This window comes from Roseibium sp. TrichSKD4, assembly GCF_000148725.1.
Classification (GTDB): domain Bacteria; phylum Pseudomonadota; class Alphaproteobacteria; order Rhizobiales; family Stappiaceae; genus Roseibium.
Genome location: NZ_GL476314.1, coordinates 201,058 through 220,164, shown reverse-complemented (window position 1 = coordinate 220,164; position 19,107 = coordinate 201,058). Strand labels below are relative to the sequence as shown.

General features: G+C 49.4%; 14 protein-coding genes, 1 tRNA gene and 2 pseudogenes. 9 read left to right on the top strand and 8 right to left on the bottom strand.

Features of this window, described 5'->3' with window-relative positions; genetic code table 11:
* A partial coding sequence (locus TRICHSKD4_RS13085) for an IS6 family transposase (protein ID WP_040616819.1) occupies positions 1-621 on the top strand: 621 nt, incomplete at its 5' end.
* 177 nt (positions 622-798) lie between these two features.
* The gene (locus TRICHSKD4_RS13080; RefSeq protein WP_009759506.1) at positions 799-1,503 is read left to right on the top strand and encodes a class I SAM-dependent methyltransferase; all 705 of its coding nucleotides are present in this window, start codon (positions 799-801) and stop codon (positions 1,501-1,503) included.
* 399 nt (positions 1,504-1,902) lie between these two features.
* On the opposite strand, the gene TRICHSKD4_RS13070 is transcribed toward TRICHSKD4_RS13080, so the two are convergent.
* The 4 genes and pseudogenes from TRICHSKD4_RS13070 to TRICHSKD4_RS13055 form a co-directional block, all read right to left on the bottom strand.
* Complete coding sequence (locus TRICHSKD4_RS13070) at positions 1,903-4,041, bottom strand: ATP-binding protein (protein ID WP_009759504.1); 2,139 nt, start codon at positions 4,039-4,041, stop codon at positions 1,903-1,905.
* A 108-nt stretch (positions 4,042-4,149) separates the two neighbouring features.
* Positions 4,150-4,902 carry an IS6 family transposase gene (locus tag TRICHSKD4_RS13065; RefSeq protein ID WP_009759503.1) on the bottom strand — a complete coding sequence of 251 codons (753 nt, stop codon included), beginning with the start codon at positions 4,900-4,902 and terminating at the stop codon, positions 4,150-4,152.
* Positions 4,903-4,985: 83 nt separating this feature from the next.
* Positions 4,986-5,267, bottom strand: a pseudogene (locus tag TRICHSKD4_RS13060) (helix-turn-helix domain-containing protein); the annotation flags it as partial.
* Between the two features lie 13 nt (positions 5,268-5,280).
* Positions 5,281-6,258, bottom strand: coding sequence for an IS30 family transposase (locus tag TRICHSKD4_RS13055; protein ID WP_009759501.1), 978 nt, complete (start codon positions 6,256-6,258; stop codon positions 5,281-5,283).
* Between the two features lie 46 nt (positions 6,259-6,304).
* On the opposite strand from TRICHSKD4_RS13055, the pseudogene TRICHSKD4_RS29325 reads away from it, so the two are divergent.
* The 5 genes and pseudogenes from TRICHSKD4_RS29325 to TRICHSKD4_RS13035 form a co-directional block, all read left to right on the top strand.
* Positions 6,305-6,484, top strand: a pseudogene (locus tag TRICHSKD4_RS29325) (Tn3 family transposase); the annotation flags it as partial.
* 434 nt (positions 6,485-6,918) lie between these two features.
* Positions 6,919-7,800, top strand: a complete 882-nt coding sequence (locus TRICHSKD4_RS13050; RefSeq protein ID WP_009759499.1) for a cysteine peptidase family C39 domain-containing protein — start codon at positions 6,919-6,921, stop codon at positions 7,798-7,800.
* Positions 7,784-8,989: an ATP-binding cassette domain-containing protein gene (locus tag TRICHSKD4_RS13045; RefSeq protein ID WP_040616816.1), complete on the top strand. Its 1,206-nt coding sequence runs from the start codon at positions 7,784-7,786 to the stop codon at positions 8,987-8,989. Before TRICHSKD4_RS13050 ends, TRICHSKD4_RS13045 begins: the two co-directional genes overlap by 17 nt.
* 149 nt (positions 8,990-9,138) lie before the next feature.
* Positions 9,139-9,906 (top strand): hypothetical protein, encoded by a 768-nt coding sequence (locus tag TRICHSKD4_RS13040; RefSeq protein WP_040616815.1) that lies wholly within the window; start codon positions 9,139-9,141, stop codon positions 9,904-9,906.
* 6 nt (positions 9,907-9,912) lie between these two features.
* A complete protein-coding gene (locus tag TRICHSKD4_RS13035) occupies positions 9,913-11,193 on the top strand; it encodes an HlyD family secretion protein (protein ID WP_009759496.1) in 1,281 nt (426 codons plus the stop codon).
* Positions 11,194-11,258: 65 nt separating this feature from the next.
* Here TRICHSKD4_RS13035 and TRICHSKD4_RS13030 read toward each other — a convergent pair whose 3' ends face one another.
* The 4 genes from TRICHSKD4_RS13030 to TRICHSKD4_RS13010 form a co-directional block, all read right to left on the bottom strand.
* Complete coding sequence (locus tag TRICHSKD4_RS13030) at positions 11,259-12,011, bottom strand: IS6 family transposase (protein ID WP_009759495.1); 753 nt, start codon at positions 12,009-12,011, stop codon at positions 11,259-11,261.
* Between the two features lie 606 nt (positions 12,012-12,617).
* A complete protein-coding gene (locus TRICHSKD4_RS13020) occupies positions 12,618-14,720 on the bottom strand; it encodes a hypothetical protein (RefSeq protein ID WP_139052104.1) in 2,103 nt (700 codons plus the stop codon).
* Between the two features lie 332 nt (positions 14,721-15,052).
* Positions 15,053-16,759, bottom strand: coding sequence for a site-specific integrase (locus TRICHSKD4_RS29320; protein WP_139052103.1), 1,707 nt, complete (start codon positions 16,757-16,759; stop codon positions 15,053-15,055).
* A 96-nt stretch (positions 16,760-16,855) separates the two neighbouring features.
* Positions 16,856-16,932 (bottom strand) — tRNA-Ile (locus TRICHSKD4_RS13010).
* A gap of 187 nt (positions 16,933-17,119) precedes the next feature.
* Between TRICHSKD4_RS13010 and TRICHSKD4_RS13005 the strand changes: the two genes are divergently transcribed.
* Positions 17,120-18,187: an AI-2E family transporter gene (locus tag TRICHSKD4_RS13005; protein WP_009759491.1), complete on the top strand. Its 1,068-nt coding sequence runs from the start codon at positions 17,120-17,122 to the stop codon at positions 18,185-18,187.
* A 97-nt stretch (positions 18,188-18,284) separates the two neighbouring features.
* Positions 18,285-19,067, top strand: a complete 783-nt coding sequence (locus TRICHSKD4_RS13000) for an SIMPL domain-containing protein (RefSeq protein WP_009759490.1) — start codon at positions 18,285-18,287, stop codon at positions 19,065-19,067.
* Positions 19,068-19,107: the final 40 nt, after the last annotated feature.

Sequence of the window (19,107 nt, the reverse complement as noted above, 5' to 3'; positions counted from 1 at the left end):
GCGTTGAACGCGGCGGATGTTGAAGACCTGCTAGCGGAGCGGGGAATTGCTGTCAGTAGGGAAACAGTCCGCAAATGGGTGAACCGGTTTGGCCGACATTTTGCGCGCTGCATTCGTCGTGACCGTCCAAAGCCCAATAGCAAATGGCACCTGGATGAAGCGGTGATCGTTATTGGTGGTGTCAAATACTGGCTCTGGCGGGCGATTGACGGGGATGGAGACGTACTGGATATCCTGGTTCAATCGCGTCGGAATGCCAGGGCAGCCAGACGTTTCTTTGGCACGCTGGTCACGCAATACGGCGAACCCCGGGTCGTGGTGACAGACAAACTGCGCAGTTACACCAAGCCGGTTCGGGCTCTTGCGCCAAATGCCGATCATCGCGCTCACAAGGGCTTGAATAACAGGATTGAGAACTCCCATCGCCCAACACGTAAACGGGAGAAGATCATGGGCCGGTTCAAATCTCCGCGTCAGGCACAACGCTTCCTGTCTGCCCATGATCAGATCAACACGCTTTTCCGGCCGCGCCGATATAAACTGTCCGCACCTTCATACCGGCATGCAAGGGCTGATGCATTCGCAATATGGCAAGACTACACTGGAAAAATAAACGCCTGAATCCCGTCCAGAATGGGGTGTCATGCACCACGAATTCAACAAGTTGGCAATACCGGAATACCACTGCTCGAGCTTGTCGCGGCCATAGTGCCGAGCTGACCTTACGGCAAGTGTGTTTACTTTCAGGCATTCAACGCGTAGATACTGCACGGAAACCCATTTTAGACACGGCATTCCATGCACCAGACTGGCACTCTTCCCAGGCATATCCGGCTCCTCAAGCAAAAGGCGGAAAGGATATTCAAGGGCGGTCTATCGGGCACGAAGAAGCTTGATGGGGCGGCGGTTCTGGCTGCCTATGCCCGTTGGGCTCCCATTTATGATTACATTTTCGCTGGCCCCCTGTTTTGGGGGCGGCGTGCGGCGGTCAAACATGTCAACCAGCTTCAGGGCCACGTGCTTGAGGCGGGCATTGGCACAGGCATGTCGCTTCCGCTTTATGGCAGCCACCTGAAAATTACAGGTATTGATCTTAGCGAAGACATGCTGAAGCAGGCTCGGGCGAAAGCGGCGGGCAGAGATAACGTGGATCAGCTGCAAGTTATGGACGCTGCGGATCTGTCTTATCCGGATGGTCATTTCGACGTGGTTGTCGCCATGTTCGTTATTACGGTCGTGCCAGACCCCGACAAGGTTATCCGGGAATTAGAACGTGTGACGAAACCGGGTGGAACGGTAATCTTTGTCAATCACTTCTCCGCGGAGGCCGGGTTGCGTCTGACCGTGGAGAGAGCCTTGAAACGCTTCGGTCATCGGCTCGGCTGGAACCCGGACTTTCCAAAAAGCCGGGTTCTGGATCGAACAATCTTGCTCCCGGAATGTGAGGAAACCCTGCCGCCGTTCAAACTGTTTACACTTCTGCGGCTGCGCAAACCTGATTGATGAAGATACAGTGTTTTCATTTATTCATGAGGTATAATCCTGCAGCTTGGAGGATTATACCTTCCCACATCAAAGCAAGCGGCGTGGCTTCTACATCATCAGGCCTGATTGCCAACTTTTTCACCGCTTTGTGCAGACCTGAACTACAAGACAAAAATGAACGGGCAGAGCCCGAAGAACATCGCAGCGTTGACCGGCAAAGCCGAGTTTTTCCTCAAAGCGGACGCTGCGTGAACAGCATAGCCGAAAAGGGGCGCACTGCGCCCGCAAGTTTGCATATTTGCACAAACAACCCGGTCACAGAGCGAACCGAGGCCGTTTGATGCCAAATGCAACTTGCCAAGGGAGGGCCCTTGGAACCCCAGCCGCGAAGCAAACCAAAAGTGGCTTTTCATTACTTCAAATTGGGGCCTGTCGCAAAGTTTTCTTGTTAACCCCGGCTTGAGAATTCGGTGATGAAAAGGCGTCATTTTGTTGCAGGATGAGTTTCAACTTCTTTGCTGTGACAGGTTTCTGAACCATTGTGTTGGGTCCATCATAGTCGTCGCTCAATGATGACTTGCCTGAGATAAGAATGCGCATCGCATATGGCAATTTCTTGGCTGAGGTCTCCAAAATATCACGGCCGGTAATCTCTGATCCCAGATCAAAATCACTGACAACTAGATGGAATTTACCGGTCTCCAGGTGCTTTAGCGCGTCATTGGCATTGCTGCACAAGGTCGACTTGTAGTTCATGCCACAAAGGATCGTTTCAACGATTTGTCGCATTTGTTGGTCATCATCAATCACAAGAGCTGTTTTGGTTGGTAGGTTTTCGGTCTCCAGCTCACCTAATTTTGCCAGAGGCATGGAAATGGAAATTGCTGTGCCTTTACCCTCTTCGCTCTCGATTGTAAGATTTCCGCCTGATTGTTTGACGAACCCGTAAACGATTGAAAGCCCAAGTCCGGATCCACCCTCCGCAGCCCTTGTGGAGAAGAAAGGTTCGATGGCTTTTGTTCGCACATTAGCGGGCATACCAATGCCATTGTCCTTGATGATGATGGTCGCTTCGCCGTCATGCGACAACAATTGCATTTGGATCTCACCTTTGTTCTCAATCGCATTATTTGCGTTCAAGATGAGATTGAGAAGTGTGGATTCCATCTGACCTGGATCAGCAATCACATGAAGGGGTTCTTGAGCGTACACGGCATTAAGCACCACACTCTCCTTGAGTCCAATTTCTGCAAGCTCGATCATCCCTTCGAGTAAACTGTTGAGCTCAACCACCTCGGGTGCGAGATTTTGCTTTTTCGCGAATGCCAGCAGACGTTCTGTTAAAGAGCTGCCGAACTCAACGGCGTTCTCAATTGCAGAGATATTGTTCTTCTGTAAACAAGTCGCCCCGCTTGTGAGAAGATGAGCATGAGTGCGGATCGTTGAAAGGATGTTTGCAAAATCATGAGCTGTGTCACCTGCAACTTTGCCCAACGCCTCAATGCGATCGATCTGCGCCAGACGAGCTGACAAGGTATGGCTTTCGGTGACATCCGCCACCAACCAGACACGACCATCATCCGGAAGTTGGCTTGCTCTCAACTCCAAAATTTGACCATCTTCAGCGACTAGTTCTAGCTGACCGCGCAGATTGGACTTTACATTTGCTTCTGCAGCAGACTTGGCAAACTTTCCTTCATGAAACCATTTGGCAAGCGGCTCCCGGAACGGCTTGGCAGGATCGATTTCCAAAATATCCGCAAAGGCTGGATTCGAAGCTGTCACCTTGCCGCTCGCATCGGTAATCGCGATTCCATAGGCAATATTGGCGAAAACCTTCTCAAATAGCGCGTTGCGTTGATTGAGCTGCTTGTGTGACCGATCAAGCCGTAGGGCGTTCGCTCTGAAACTACGAAACGATCTGTTCAGATCGCCAATTTCATCGTCATTGCCTGTTTTACGCGGCAGAGCGGATGCCCTGTCTCCATTGGCCAAGCGCACCATTGCATCAGCTACTCGTCCAATATTGTAGGCAACATAGCGCGAGACGAACAATGCGGCTGATAATGCTAAAGCAAAGCTCACCAAGCTGACAACTGCAAGGGTGAGTTTGATAAATTGAATGGTGGACGAAGAGCTTGATCTTTCCTTGGCAAGAAAGGCTTCTGCTCTAGACGCATACCCAATAGCCAATTCATTGACGAGGTTCGCATCGCGTCTGATGCGAAAGAGCGCATTTTGTGCTTCGAGATTGACAGCAAGCTCTTGCCGTCGGAGTTCGAAAATGCCGGTCTCTCCCGAAATCACTCCTTCAAGTTTAAGAAGAAACTCAGTTTGTTTCTGGCTCAATGGAAGTGATGCCAGTTGGCGCCTTTGCCTTTGATATTGTCGTTGCTCCTCACCTACACCAATCAGATTCTCTGCATAGGCTGCATTGAAACTGTCAGCTGTCATGCTTTGCAGCGTCCACCATGCAAGGCGGGATTCGGGATCAGATTGAGAATTCTCCAACTCTCCAACAACCTGCTCCCTAAATGTCCCAAGTCTTGCGATCATTTGTCGAATTCTCGACTGCACCACATCCAGTCGTTTGGAAGCATAGATAAGGTGGCCGTGTTGCAAACCTTTCAGCAGGATAAGGCTACCCTGCGATCGGCGGTATTTTCATTCTTTGTTAACCTTTTGAAGTCCGAAGAGCTGCGCGAGCAAATCATTCTGTTCGTTGACAGTCCAATCGCCAGTGAAGCCGAAACCCTTCTTCAGCCAGAGCATAGCCTCGAAACCGGCAATCGTTCGTCGCGCCGTTTTGAAGGATTGAAAACCGCCGGTCTTTGGCATGTTCTTCTTCACTCTGAAATGGTCGCTTTCGATCCTTTGCTGTAGATGTTTGGTGACATAATGTACTGGATCTGGACGCAGGAGCCGGTCATCGACGGTCGTTTTGATCGTTGACGGGAAGGTATTTGCACCGTCGGTACCGATCTTCCCCGGCGATAGCAGGGGCTCGTCCTTCAGCATCTTGCGGAAAAATCGTTTGGCCGCATCAAGGTCGCGCTTTGCCGTTAGCAGAAAGTCGACAGGATTGCCGCATTTGTCAATGGCCCGGTACAGGTAGCGCCACTTGCCGCGGATCTTGACGTAGGTTTCGTCAATGCGAACTGAACCGCAATGGGGTCTGCGAAACTGGCGTAGCCGTTTCTCGATCATCGGCGCGTAAGCAAGAACCCATCGGTTGATCGTGCTGTGATCTACTTCGAAGCCACGCTCCTGGAACATCTCCTCCAAATCTCGATAGCTCAGCGGATAGCGCAAGTACCAGGCAACGGCCTGAACAATGAGCCATGCCTCGAAATGCCGCCCTTTGAAATCGTCCTTTGATTGGCGCTTCAGCTTTTCGGTAATGGCATTCAGAATCATAAACCCGCACTCCAACAAATCGGAACGCCTTTTCATCACCGAATTCTCAAGCCGGGGTTAACAAGAAAACTATGCGACAGGCCCTCCGGTTCTTCCAGGGCCAGATCAATGACCTGTTGGCGGATATCATCGGGGATCCGGTTCCAGACCCGTGCAGGCATGGGGGCCGTGTCCTGCAAGGCATCTATGCCACCGGTTTGATATTTGTCATACCAGACGTAGAAGGTTGACCTTGGAATACCCAGCCGATCCAGCGTCTGTCTGACTGGAAGATGGGACTGCTCCACCAGTCGAATGATTTCAAGTTTCTCGGAGGCGGGATATCTCATTCGTCGTCGACCCCATCCCCGATCATGCTTTTTTTGAGAAGGGGTGGATTCACAATTTAAGTGCAACACCTATTTCCTTTGCGAATGCCTCGATTGGAGTTCTGTAACCAAGACATTTTCGCGGTGTTGAATTGAAGATGAATGTGAGGTTTTCAATGTCCTCGTCCGTCCAGTTTTGAAGGTCAGTTTTTCTGGGCAGGTCCCGCCGAACACGGCCATTTCCGTTTTCGATTGACCCGCGTTGCCAAGGCGAGTGCGGTTCGCAGAAGAAGGCTCGCACTCCTGTCTTTTGTTCCAGCTTTCGATGCTGGGCAAACTCGCTTCCGTTATCAAGAGTAATTGTTTTGCGGGCCTTTTTAGGCATTTCAGCGAAACGGTCTCGCACCATGTTCGCGGTTGTCTCAGCGTCTTTGCGCGGAAGTTTATTCATTATCCAGTACCTGGTCTTGCGGTCCTGAAGGGTTAGGAGAATATCGCTCTGTTTGCGAAAATGCATGCAATCGCCCTCCCAATGACCAACCTCGGCACGGGTATGAGCCTTTGTCGGTCGCAGCCAGATCGGCTGTTTTGCCTCATCTGTTCGCGATGTGCGGCCTTTCCGGCGGCGATACCCCCGTTTGGCCTTCCTTTGGGCCAGATACCGGTGAAGCTTGTCCTTGCGTCCATGTGCACTGTAGACGTAGCGGTAAATGGACTCCGGGCTGAGCGTGTGCTGTGATCCTTCAAGCCGCAGCCGGCCAGTGATCTGTTCCGGGGTCCATCCCATGCCAAGACGGGCCACGACGCAGCCTCGAAGCTGGCTGTGGCGCTCAAGCAAGTGACCGCGAAGTTTACGAGCCCAGGCCATCCGGTCAGCCTGATCCGGCTTGTAGCCTTTATCCCCGCTATTGCGCCTAAGCTCACGGCTAATCGTAGACTTCGACCGACCAAGCATAGCCGCGATATCATCAAGGCTGTGTCCAAGGCTTCTCATCGCACAAATCCGGCACCGTTCTGCCAAATCAAGATGTCTGTATTGTATTCCCATGCCACCTGCTCAAATAGCAGGTGTTGCACTTCGAATCTGAATCTAAGCAGTAGCTCATCTGCGCCAGCAGGGCCGGAATATTCCTGATGACGTGCTCAAGCACATCTCACCGCTCAGTTGTGAGCATATCAATCTGACCGGCATCTACTCCTGGGGCACGGAGCAACAAATACCTGAAGGCCTAAGGACGTTGCGACCCCCCGGAAATATCCTCCGGGCTGCATGATGTTCACAATCCGTTCGTCCTTAGCGTGTCTACGGGAGCAAATCTTGTTCTGACCCTAGAATGTAAAGCAGCCTGAGGTTTCTCAGGGCGAACTATTGACAATGATACAAAATTATATCAATGTGGGGCGCCTTCCCTTAGGGAAGGCTATCGTCTCGTTGGGTTGTAATCGACTATCTACTGTGAATGGAGAATGTGACCCATCAATATTTAACTCTAACCATAGGGAGGGTAAAGATTTGCGTATCGTTTCAGAAGCTGAGCAAAAAAGCATCAAAGGTGGTTCAAATTGGGGCCTCGTAGGCGCTCTATTTAGTCTTGGTGCTGCGGTCGCAGGCGTCTTTGGTGCTAGCTGATCCTTTCATAAAATATTTTTTTGCTGCCGGAGCTGCTAATCGCAGCTCCGGTTCTTTGTAATATTATTGAGGCAACGAGTGGTACGACCAGTTTTTCAAGACCAAGTTACCGAGTGTGGCCTTGCTTGCATTTCAATGCTCACTGGTCACTTTAAGCGTGAAGTTAGCTTACGTACCCTGCGTACTAAATATCCCGTGCGTCTGGAATCTGGATTATCACTTTTTGAGCTTAGCCGGATTGCGGACACCTACGGGTTGGTGCCCCGTGTATTAGCTTTTGAAGAAAACGAAATATGTGCACTTCAGACGCCATGCATTTTGCATTGGGGTGATAATCATTTTGTGATTCTTGAATATGCCTCTCGGCAAACACTAACCATTGTTGATCCTGCCTTGGGCAGAAGGAGGATTCGACTAGAGGAGGCTAGAGAGTATATCTCAGGATATGCAATAGAAGTGACACCTACCAAAAACTATGCTGACATGCATAGCGCTTTAGACTTCCTTAGCATTTCGCAATTTGTACGTGCTCTAGCTGGCGTGAATACACATTTTTCTACAGCACTATTATGTGGTATATTTCTGCAGATTTTGTTCTTGGCCGCACCCAGCTATGTCAAATTGGTAGTCGATGAGGCCATCCGAAACAGCTCAACTGAACTTCTAATATCATTCGCAATTATATTTGGCGTCATATATGTCTTTGAGGCTGTTTATCGATTTCTTACGGACTGGCTGAGGAACATCTTGACTGTGTCGCTGATTGGCAAATTGTCAAATGCGAACGCGTCTCATCTTTTCAAGTTACCCTTCCTGTACTTCACTAATAGGTTTCCCGCTGATATTTTGGCACGGATTGGCTCGGCGGAAAAGATTTCAGAGTTTCTTACCGATCATTTTGTAGCGCTCTCCTCTCTTTATTTGGCTGTTGTTTTCTATTGTGATGATGATATACTATGATGTTATTCTTGCTCTTATTTCCTTCTCTGGGTTAGTACTTTTCTCTTTTCTCAGAATACTCCTTTATGGTCCATTACGTCGCTACACTGCTGAGGAAGTTTCATGCAAAGCCGATGCGGATGGTCGGATGTTGCAAGCTGTTGAAGGAATATTCTCGGTCAAGGTTTTTGACGTAGTGAACCCGCTAAGCAATCTTTGGGCGCGCTCCTTGAATCAGAGCTTAAAGGCACGCCGCAAAAAAGAAAACTACCGCATCACCTTTGATACTTTGTCGCAAGCGGTACTTCACGCAGAGCAGTTGCTTGTGGTCGCTTGGGCAGGTTACAGGATCATCAATGGCGAGGCTACGGTGGGTGCGGCCTATGCCTACATCCAATATAAAAATATCTTTGGCGATAATTTTATTCGCATCTTCAACACGTTGCTCGAGCGTAACATTGCTCTGGTCCATATTGATCGTATGGCGGACATTGTTCAAACTAAGCCCGATATTGATCACAGTAAAAATGTTTTGCCAACCCCTTTCCTGTCTCTGTCATGCCGCGATTTGGCCATTTCGCCATTAGGCAGTCTTGATGTGATTTTGGAAAATGTCACACTCACAATTAAACAGGGTCAAACTGCAGTGTTTATCGGCAAAACAGGCGCCGGAAAAAGTACGCTTCTTAGCGCTTTAGTTGGGATTATTCCAACAGCCGCAGGTAGCATTCAAGTAAATGGAAAAGATGTAGAGGAAAAATCAATTCCATTAATTCGAAACCACGTTGCGACTGTAACACCAAAAGATACCCTTTTTTCCGGTACAATCCAAGAAAACATCACATCTTTTCATGGATTTGTTGATGACCAACGCTATGCCAAAGCCATCGATATTGCGAGGATCTCCAACAGAATCAAGGAGTTGGATCATGGAGATAAGACAGAGTTTTCTATAGCGCGACATATTTTGTCTACAGGTGAGATTCAAAGATTACTGATTGCACGAGCTATTTACCGTGCTCCTGACATTTTGTATTTGGATGAGTTTACGGCAAATCTTGATGTTGATACCGCAAACGATATTTGGGACGACATCAAGAAGCTTCCGTGCATAAAGCTGGTCGCGTCCCACCAAAAAAATATTCGGGACTCAGCCGATCAAATATTTGAGCTGGATAATGGGGCTCTTAAAGTAGTCAAGGCGGCATAGATATGCATTTTATTGGTTCTTCACAAATTATATACTTGCACATTACCGCTTTTAGCTGTCTATTGAGAATCCTACCAGCAAAGTATTATAGGCTCGTGTCTTGGGTGGCGGATTTTCTTTCAAAGACATATCTAGGAGTTTCGCCTTTGATGAAAAGCATTTCGAAGCAGCTCTTAGTATACCCGATCATCAAGCAGAGCAAATGGCACGGGATATATCGCAGACCGTTGATGGTTGCTTGCAGAACATTGTTAGCAAAAGCTAGCCCAAAGGAGACAGAGTACTATGCTGGCCGCATCAGATTAGTTAATGTGAATGGAAATGAAATAGAAAAGCTATGTAAAATTGAACAAAATATTGTTTTCGCAGCCTTTCATTTCTCAAGCATGTTTAATCTAATGTGGGCCATTGACAAACTGATTCCACGGGAAATACCTATTCATTGTATTGCTGCAACTGGTTCACGTAGTTGGCGTGAAGCACGATTATGGAACACTTTCGCGGAAACGCGCGAAGCACATCTTTGGTCTTTAGAAAAAGCAGGCGCTTTAAAGTCATGCGTAAAAATGTGTCGAAAAATGCCAGGAGTTGTTATTTGTTTCTCTGATCTTCCTGGTCGTTTTGGTGCAACGCAGGATTGTCGGCTATTGGGTCGGCCTGCGCGTTTGAGCGCCGGTGTTTTGCGATTACGTGCTATTCTTAAAGCCCGGATGATGGTGGGTCATGCGCGCGGAAACGTGTTAGACAGGTCCGCACCTGAGTTTACATTGCTAGTTGAATATTCGGCGGACGAACAGGTAAGAATGACTGAACTTTCTTATATACTTGGTCGTGAGATATCAGCACACCCGCTTGAGTGGCGTAACTGGTTTATGTTTATGGCTTACTTTCAACCCTCGAACCTAGACAGGAATTAATCTCAAATGCCTTCGTCTGGTCAACTGCGACACGCTAAAACAAACAACGTTGCAGCTTGGGTTATCCGCGGTCTACCATCCACACACTTTTCAACTAAAATTATTGTGTTCGTATTATCGACTACGTTCTTGTCTGCGATTTCGTTGGCCATATCCGTAAAATTGCCTGAAATTCGGAAAGTAAAGGGGCAAGTCAGAGCACAGGGTTTAATCGCAAATATTGCCGCTCCTCGGGCTGGACGTATACTAGAGGTGATGGTGTCGAGGGACGAGTCAGTAAAGAAGAATCAACCCCTAATCGCTATCGGCACAGATCTTGTACGGGAAGAAAAAGGTGATGCCAACGAGATTGAGCGCGAGCGTATCAAAAAGAGAATCTTGCAGCTAGAGAACCAAAAAACAAACTTCGAAGATAAGTTGCTACTAGAACAAGAGACTCATGCCGTAACTACACGGCAGTTAGCGAATGAAGAATCTACTCATAAGCATCTTTTAAGAACAATATCTGGAGAAGAGAAATTACTCAAGCAGAAATGCGATCGCTTGCAAACATTACACGATCGTGGTGTTGTTTCAGAAGATCAGAGAGAGACTTGTCTCTTAAAAATAAATGATACAGAGCAAAGGCATATACGAGAAAAATTGGGACTTCTTCACCTGCAAAGAAACACTGAGGAACAGAAAAAGAGAAATCAGGAAACCACCTCAGCACTTCAAAATGATATTACAAAGGTAATGGCCGAAATAGATCTTTTGAGTTTGGAATTACTGGATCTTGAAAACCGAGATAGTATTACCCTTTTAGCGCCGTTCAATGGTTTTGTTACACATATAAGAACACAAAAGGGGTCATCAGTATTTAGTAATGGGGCTCCCCTTATTCAGATTTCCCAAGATCATCGAGAACAAGGTGGATTTTTTACAGAATTCGTTGTGCAAAGTCGAAACCTTAGAGATGTAGCGGTTGGTCATGCGGTACGGATCGAACTCGTTACTTTTGATGTGTCGGAATGGGGTACCTTTCCCGCTGTCATCACAAATATTTCTGAAACAGGTTTACCAAACTTAAATTTGCCGTCTCAGAGCGCGGAGGACAAACCTTCTTTCCTAATTGAGGCTGCATTCAACAGGGACGCGACCTTTGATCGGGAAATTTTGCCCAAATTACGTGATGGATTGGAGGTTACAGGTTTCATCTCCATTGACCAACGTCCGCTGATCTCTTGGATCATTGAACCAATCGAGCGAGTATATGAAATTCTGAGCTGGACACCCGAAAAAACGTAAGACCGCATGTGGCCGTGTTGCAAACCTTTCAGCAGGATAAGGCTACCCTGCGATCGGCGGTATTTTCATTCTTTGTTAACCTTTTGAAGTCCGAAGAGCTGCGCGAGCAAACCATTCTGTTCGTTGACAGTCCAATCGCCAGTGAAGCCGAAACCCTTCTTCAGCCAGAGCATAGCCTCGAAACCGGCAATCGTTCGTCGCGCCGTTTTGAAGGATTGAAAACCGCCGGTCTTTGGCATGTTCTTCTTCACTCTGAAATGGTCGCTTTCGATCCTTTGCTGTAGATGTTTGGTGACATAATGTACTGGATCTGGACGCAGGAGCCGGTCATCGACGGTCGTTTTGATCGTTGACGGGAAGGTATTTGCACCGTCGGTACCGATCTTCCCCGGCGATAGCAGGGGCTCGTCCTTCAGCATCTTGCGGAAAAATCGTTTGGCCGCATCAAGGTCGCGCTTTGCCGTTAGCAGAAAGTCGACAGGATTGCCGCATTTGTCAATGGCCCGGTACAGGTAGCGCCACTTGCCGCGGATCTTGACGTAGGTTTCGTCAATGCGAACTGAACCGCAATGGGGTCTGCGAAACTGGCGTAGCCGTTTCTCGATCATCGGCGCGTAAGCAAGAACCCATCGGTTGATCGTGCTGTGATCTACTTCGAAGCCACGCTCCTGGAACATCTCCTCCAAATCTCGATAGCTCAGCGGATAGCGCAAGTACCAGGCAACGGCCTGAACAATGAGCCATGCCTCGAAATGCCGCCCTTTGAAATCGTCCTTTGATTGGCGCTTCAGCTTTTCGGTAATGGCATTCAGAATCATAAACCCGCACTCCAACAAATCGGAACGCCTTTTCATCACCGAATTCTCAAGCCGGGGTTAACAAGAAAACTATGCGACAGGGCCCGAAGAACTCTATGCCAAGATGCGCTCCGCACAGAAGATGCTCTCTGGCCAGCAGGAACTGCGTTTCTACGCGACGCGCGATCCGCTCACAAAATTGCGCAATCGCCGTTGTTTCATGGAGGAAGTTGGAAAACTTCAGGGCGGCATAGATTTCTGGGCTCTGTCGCGAACTTACCGCTTGGCAGCAAACGTGCCTCCATCGGACATTGACTTTGCCCCGTAATCCAGGACCAATTGCTAATTCGTTCGCCCTTAACAATAGTTTGACACCTGCAAATACCCAATGATTTTGTCCTGGCCTTTTAGGTGTGGTCGTTTTTTACAATTTGATCGCGGTGTTGAACCTGTATTGCCGGATTTGGCGCTACTTGAGTGTGATTAGGCATGCAAGGGCAGACGCATTCCCACAATTGGCTACAAGGCACACACAGCGATCTGCAAGTCCTTGTTTCTGTCGCAAAGCGGCAGGTTTGCGACAGAAACATCAAATCAAGGTGTAGGCATTAGACAAATTGCGAGACGTTAAGTTATAGTACCGATGTCCGCTCTGGAGGTGGAACCCTCTTCCTCTACAAGATAGGGCTTCCCTTCCTTTGGGTAATAGTATGTTCTCGCTTCTCCATTGACCGTAAACGTGCGCCAGTAGGGAGAGCGATTGATATTGGTGCGGTAGGGAGTGGCGTAGCCTTCCCAGCCATACAAATCATCCCAATAAACATAAACCTCTAGTGGCCCATTGCCGGAAGGGTTCTGTTGTCCGTCAGTTGTGACGTAGACCTCTTGAGTAAATGGCCGTCCATCTTCGAATTTCACTGTGGGATGATCTTTTTTGCCCACGTATTTTGCTATCACATTGCCGTCTGTGTCGACAATGTTTCCAGCTTTGTCTTTAATGATCCAAAATTGCTTTCCGGCTTCGTTTGCTTCAGGTGTTGTCGTGTCGTCTTCTTTGAAGATCTTTGTTTTTACATATGTTCCGATATAGCTGCCATCAGGTCTGATGATCTCGGTGGTTGAACCAGCTTTAATTAGGTTTCCGTTTTGGTCGTACGTGCCAATTATTTTGCCGTTTGAGCCTCTCACGACCCCATTCTTGTCAGGCCTAGGTTCCGCTGGACCATAGTACCTTGAAGTTTCTGTGCTGTGGTGTTCCCAGTTTGGTCCACGGCTTAGGTCCGGCAATTCGGTGACATAGGGCGCCGTTGGGTCATTGTTGTTGGCACCTGTGGGGCCGTTTGGAGACGCCGTATTTTTGGTGCCGTCGCCACTTGCTGTTGGACTACTTGAATCCGATGTCGCTGCCAGGTATGCAATAAAGCCGAGTGTAGGAATTCCGCCGGTAATCAGCCCAATCACAAGATATTGCCTGCCCGCAGCACTCGTGAAAATTCTCGTAAAACCGGCGGCCTTACCATCGGCAGGAAAATGATCAGGCCATCTCTTTGTCAACCATTCGTCAACAAGCTGCTTCACTTCCTTTTCGGACATGTTTTCTTTAGCTGTGGTTTCAAGGAACTCTTTCAACTCATCCGACATACCTTGCGGCAATTTAAACTTTATACTACCATCTTCGTTGTATCCCTTGAGATTTTCGAATAGCGCTGTGGGTCTTTTACTAAGCCATGCTTCCGCGAATGCGTTCCTGTCGGCCTGAGGCACACGCGCCGATGCCAATGCAAAGTCCGCCTTCGAGTTTTTGCGGGTTCGCTGCAGCGCTTTCTGGAAGAGCATTCGATCGTCAGGGGAACTGTTTTTGACCGCGCCTTCGACTTCCTTGAATTCTTCAGATTTTAACCGTCCCTTCAACCAGGGCCTGTCAAGTTCCTTACGCAGCGCTCTGCTGATTGGCTTGGATTCAAACGGAGAAACAGACTCGGTAGCCTCGGGCACCGGTTTCGTTCCTGTAAAACGATCCAAGAAGCGCTTCCCGTTGCCATTCCCAATCTCTTTTTCCAGTCGCGAAAGGAAAAGCTCTTGCCTCTCTGCTGGCATTTGAGAAAACTCTTCGACGACAGCTTTTCGCGCGTCTTCCGATATGTTTTCAACCTGATCTAACAGGCCGTTCAATTTGTACATCGACAAGGTCGCCGCAGATGTCGTTGGAACGGGTTCAAGTTCGATTTCTTCTGGGGGCCGAACACCTGGTTTCTGAGTTGAACGAGACGCGGCTTGCTCTGGGTCGAACGGGGTTCCGCCCGGCGGTCTGGAAACGAATTTGAAGTCAAATGATCCGTCCGCACGTCGCACGAATGTGGTTGATCTACCGACCAGTTTGAACTCGTTGGTTCCGCTGCCACTCGAGACTGGAATGAATGTTTCTCCTCCGTCCAAGCTGATTGCCAAATTCTCTTCCGAGTTGACATAAAGACCGCGAAAATATCCCTGCTCGTGGAACTTGTAGTCGGCCTTTCCCGGAAGTTCTTCAGCTGAAACCTTGAACCTTTCCGGCACCTTGGACGCGTTCCTGACTTCACCGAGAACAGAGACCTCTTCACTTTCAGCAAGGTCCTGAAGAGTATTCATCAAGAATGGGCTCTCCTGTGTGAGCGGTTCCTCCAATTTGCTGAGAATATTCCTGCCTAGGCCTTTGGCTGCCGCGAGGCCCTCTTTGGCAATAAGGCTCACGCCCTTGGCCGCGAGCGGGATCGCCAACCCAAGCACCAAATTGATCAACCCTGCTTTGAAATGCTGCTTACGTTCTTCTTCGCTATCCGCGTTTGCTGCTTCGACAAAGTCAGGCAGTGCAAAGACGACGGCCTCTCCTAGAACGATCAGGCCTGCGACCCAACCACTTGCACCAGCTGTCAACGGGGCAGTTACAAGCGCGCCTATTAAAATCAGAAGAGTACTATGCTGCAAATTGCAGTTTGAAACCGGGTGCAAACTGAACAACAAACCACTGCGAGATCGAATGATCCTAGTCACAAGAATGCTACGACATTCCCGGAACTCAGTCGTCAAAGAAGGATCACAAGGTTTAGTCCGGGATAGGTCACCTTCGACATCCATTTCGCCAGAGTGGCAAAACTCGTACCCTCGCCATAGTGAAACTCAATTCCACCACCTCTGCTCCATCCGCCCAATGCCCTTGTGGTGTCAATTGGCACACCGCACTCACGTAGCGCATCGCGGAAATTATGGCGGAAAGAGTGAAACGAGACACCCTGATCACGAATACCCAACTTCCTTTTCTGGAAGTACTCATATCGACGCTGGAAAGCATGGGCCCGCTCCTCGTGGCTATTGCCATTGAGGTCGGGAAAAAGGAGTAGCGATTTCTCCTTCACCCTTTGGTCGATAAAGCCCAATAGGCCGAGATCAATAAGAGCCGGGTGAACGGGTACAGTACGCTCCGCCCCCTTGTTTTTAAGCGGACGATCTGCCGAATGGGTCAACTGAAAAGCCGTCCCGAGAGCGCCTTTGTCGACCACCTCCGACACGTGCAGAGAGACGATTTCCCCCATCCGCATTCCGGAAAAGATAGCTATCAATGGCACCCAGTATCGCCAACTGATTGTCTTTTCTGATGACCAGTCACTCAGCCCCGCTAAAATTTGGTTGATGTGCTCAATTTTGTAGGGCCGACGCACTCTTTCGGACCGACCGCCAGACAACGTCAAGCGAGAAGCTGGATTGTGCTCGAGCACACCTCTATCGATCGCGTAGTTAAAGAAAGCGGAGAGCGTCTGTGTATAGACCTTTACGCTCCCAGCAGACAATGCAGGGTCATTCCTTTTGGCACGTAGGGCGATACAGGCGCGAAGATCGAGCCCATCGTACGGCTTCAACTTCACCATATTCTTGGGTAACCCAGCAATCAGCTCTTGCACTTCAGCACAGTGTCTACGTGTAACATCCTTTACCGGAAAATCAGCCCCCACCACTTCCTTAAGAACACGAAAAGTGACGATATATTTCTTGTCTGCACTTTCGGTGAGGTCGCTGCGTCGTGGGTCTTTTAGAAACCGATCTATGAGCGTGCCAATGGATACATGCTCATCCCGATCCAATTGCGGCTGCGCTGCGAAGGATGCAATATCGGCAAAAAGAGGATCGATTGCAGCATCCCCATGCCCTCCCTGAGCCCGGTTCAAACGCCTTTGTGCATGCTCCATTTCAGCTCGGCGAACCAACTCTATCAGCTTCCACCATTCAGGCTTTCTTTCGCCAATGGTTGTGATGGGAATGTCGGTGGACGTATCCACCGCAGTGGTTAGCTCTATCTGAGGAAAATGTTCTCTGACAATTGTAGTGACGATCTCCTCAAGCGACGAAATCAACTGGGCTTCTTCATCATAAGCCCTTCGAAGCAACGACAGGTACTCCACGGTCTCTTCGACATTATCACCAGCAGCGGTTTTTTCCCGCTTTTCACGTTCCCAAAGATGCCTTTTCGCAGCCAGTTGCAAATCCAGTTCGGAGATAGGTCGGCTAAAGATTTCCTCAGCTGACTTCGCTCTCGTCTTTCCAGACCGTAACTCCGCAAAATATACGTCCGTTGCCGTCGCAGCCTCCCGCGCCAATCGACACGCCCGATGATAATCCGAGGTTTGAAGAGCTATCCAGACTTCCTTCTTGTTTGCAACGGGGTGCAAATTTGGGGGGACGGCCCTCCTGTAATAATACTTCGTTCCCTGCCGAACCAGACCCTGTACCTTGGCCACTCGCCCTCCGTTTGTAGTAGAGATTTTGAGTAGAGTAGGCCAAACAAACCCATGAATTTCAATATCTTTTTGAATTATAGAGAAAAAAAGAAAGAATGGTGGGCCCGGAGGGACTCGAACCCCCAACCAATCCGTTATGAGCGGACGGCTCTAACCAGTTGAGCTACAGGCCCACAGCAGATCATTTGCACGACATGAGTCGCCACTGCTGACTGCAACAGCATCCGTATATAGGCGGTCGTTTGATGGGGCAAGACGGTTTCAACACACATCCCCTATCTCTATCCATTTCCAAGGGTAGCTCTTGGAGCAAAGACAAGGTACCGATAAGGCAATTGTCTTTTGTCTCAAGGCCTTTCAATGCGCTCTTCTCTCTTGACCGTCACCCTCAGCCTCATTCTGGTTTGTCTGACCGGCTGGTTGTTGGTGGCGGGTCGATCCCTTTTGTTGCCTTTTGTCATCGCATTGATGCTCTGGTACTTGATCAACGCCTTATCAGCTTCTCTGGCACGCGCACCGTCGCGCTCCGGAAAGCCAGTTCTTCCCGGATGGCTGTCGCTTGGTTTGTCGCTGGTTGTGATCTTCGTTGCAGCTACGGTTGTTTTTGACATGGTTGCTGCAAACCTTGCGGACCTTGCCCGGGATGCGCCGACTTATCAGGCACGATTGAACGATCTCGTCACTCAAATCACGGCAACTTTCAAGCTCAGCGACCCAATTGATTTCAACGACCTCCTGCCGGAAGGCGGCGTGCAGCGCATGGTCACGGCGGGCGCAGGCTTCGTTACCCAAATCGCCAGCTCCGCATCTCTTGTCTTCATCTACACGCTGTTTCTGCTTCTGGAACAATCAACGTTCGACATCAAGTTCGCTCGTCTGTTTTCAAATCCGGCCAAGGCGGAAGCTGCGTTTAGGGTTCGCGCCGAAATCAACGAGAGCATTCGACACTATTTTGGCATCAAAACCGCCGTCAGCATTGCAACGGGCGTACTCACCAGCGTGATCCTCACAATGATGGGGCTGCCCTACGCAGCTCTTTTCGGATTCATTGCGTTCTTGCTAAACTACATACCCACGATAGGATCCATGATCGGTGTCATTTTCCCGAGCATGCTGGCTCTGGTCTACTACGATAGCCTGACGCCGTTTTTTGTCATCACATTTGGTTTGGGCTTCATCCAGTTCGCCATCGGCAATCTGATTGAGCCGAAATTGATGGGTTCAAGCCTGAACCTTTCCGGCATCATAATTATGCTGTCACTTGCGCTGTGGGGGGCTATCTGGGGTGTGGTCGGCATGGTGCTGTGTGTTCCACTGACCGTCATAATTATGATCATTTGTGCCCGTTTCCCAACCTCCAGACCGATCGCAGTCTTGCTTTCTGCAGATGGGAAAATCGCAGAAAACCCAGATATTGCTAAAGCTTGAAAGCAAATGAACACCGGCTGAATTCTCCGGTCATGGCTCTGCCGTATTCCAGGCAGATGTTGCTGCAACCAGTTAAACAAAGAGGTCATTCCCATAAATGAAATCCCTTGCTATTTCAAATCAATCTCTTGTCTCCCTATCCCCAACAGCTTTGTTGAAACGCAATGCGCTGCCAGTAATTGTTGCATTGGGCTTAAGCCTTGCCGCTTTTGCTCCCAGTCTCGCGAAAGCCGAGGAGCATATAGTTCCGCACATCACCATCTCTGGTGAAGGCAAGATCAGCGTCGCACCAGATATGGCTGTCATCACGACGCAAGTCGTCTCCCCTGGAGACACGGCACCGGAAGCCCTCAGCGCGAATTCCAAGGCCATGAAGGCGGTGATTGACGAGATTAAGTCAGCTGGAATTGAAGCCAAAGACATCAAGACCAGCGGCTTTTCCATTTACCCTAGGTATGACCACTCCAAACGGGCGCAAAACAAGGCTCCGAAAATTGTTGGTTATGATGTCCGCAACGGCGTCACAGTGAATGTCCGCGATCTCGACAGGCTCGGTGACCTTCTGAGCACAGTTGTGGAAAGCGGCGCAAACCAGATCGGAGGCATCTCGTTTCAGGTCAGCGATCCTGAAAGCAAGATGGACGAAGCTCGGAAAAAGGCAGTTGAGAACGCACGCAAGAAGGCTGAAATTTATGCCGAAGCAGCCGGCAGCCGACTTGGTGAAGTCCTGCAAATTTCAGAAAATGGCAGCTACACACCTGCCCCGCGCGGTCTGCGCATGGAAGCCATGGCGATGGCCGCGGACAGTGTCCCTGTTGAGGCTGGCGAAAACACACTGCAAGCGTCAGTTACAATCAAATGGGAACTGATCGAAGACTAAGTTCAATGAAAGTGGTCTGCTTCGACAACCGGGTGCGCAT

Bases quoted from the DNA above. Each gene is read 5' to 3' on its own strand.
- TRICHSKD4_RS13030 (WP_009759495.1), bottom strand. From the start codon at position 12,011: ATGATTCTGAATGCCATTACCGAAAAGCTGAAGCGCCAATCAAAGGAC.
- TRICHSKD4_RS13055 (WP_009759501.1), bottom strand. From the start codon at position 6,258: ATGGGAATACAATACAGACATCTTGATTTGGCAGAACGGTGCCGGATT.
- TRICHSKD4_RS13065 (WP_009759503.1), bottom strand. From the start codon at position 4,902: ATGATTCTGAATGCCATTACCGAAAAGCTGAAGCGCCAATCAAAGGAC.
- TRICHSKD4_RS13045 (WP_040616816.1), top strand. From the start codon at position 7,784: ATGATGATATACTATGATGTTATTCTTGCTCTTATTTCCTTCTCTGGG.
- TRICHSKD4_RS13000 (WP_009759490.1), top strand. From the start codon at position 18,285: ATGAAATCCCTTGCTATTTCAAATCAATCTCTTGTCTCCCTATCCCCA.
- TRICHSKD4_RS13040 (WP_040616815.1), top strand. From the start codon at position 9,139: ATGAAAAGCATTTCGAAGCAGCTCTTAGTATACCCGATCATCAAGCAG.
- TRICHSKD4_RS13080 (WP_009759506.1), top strand. From the start codon at position 799: ATGCACCAGACTGGCACTCTTCCCAGGCATATCCGGCTCCTCAAGCAA.
- TRICHSKD4_RS13005 (WP_009759491.1), top strand. From the start codon at position 17,120: ATGCGCTCTTCTCTCTTGACCGTCACCCTCAGCCTCATTCTGGTTTGT.
- TRICHSKD4_RS13035 (WP_009759496.1), top strand. From the start codon at position 9,913: ATGCCTTCGTCTGGTCAACTGCGACACGCTAAAACAAACAACGTTGCA.
- TRICHSKD4_RS13070 (WP_009759504.1), bottom strand. From the start codon at position 4,041: ATGATCGCAAGACTTGGGACATTTAGGGAGCAGGTTGTTGGAGAGTTG.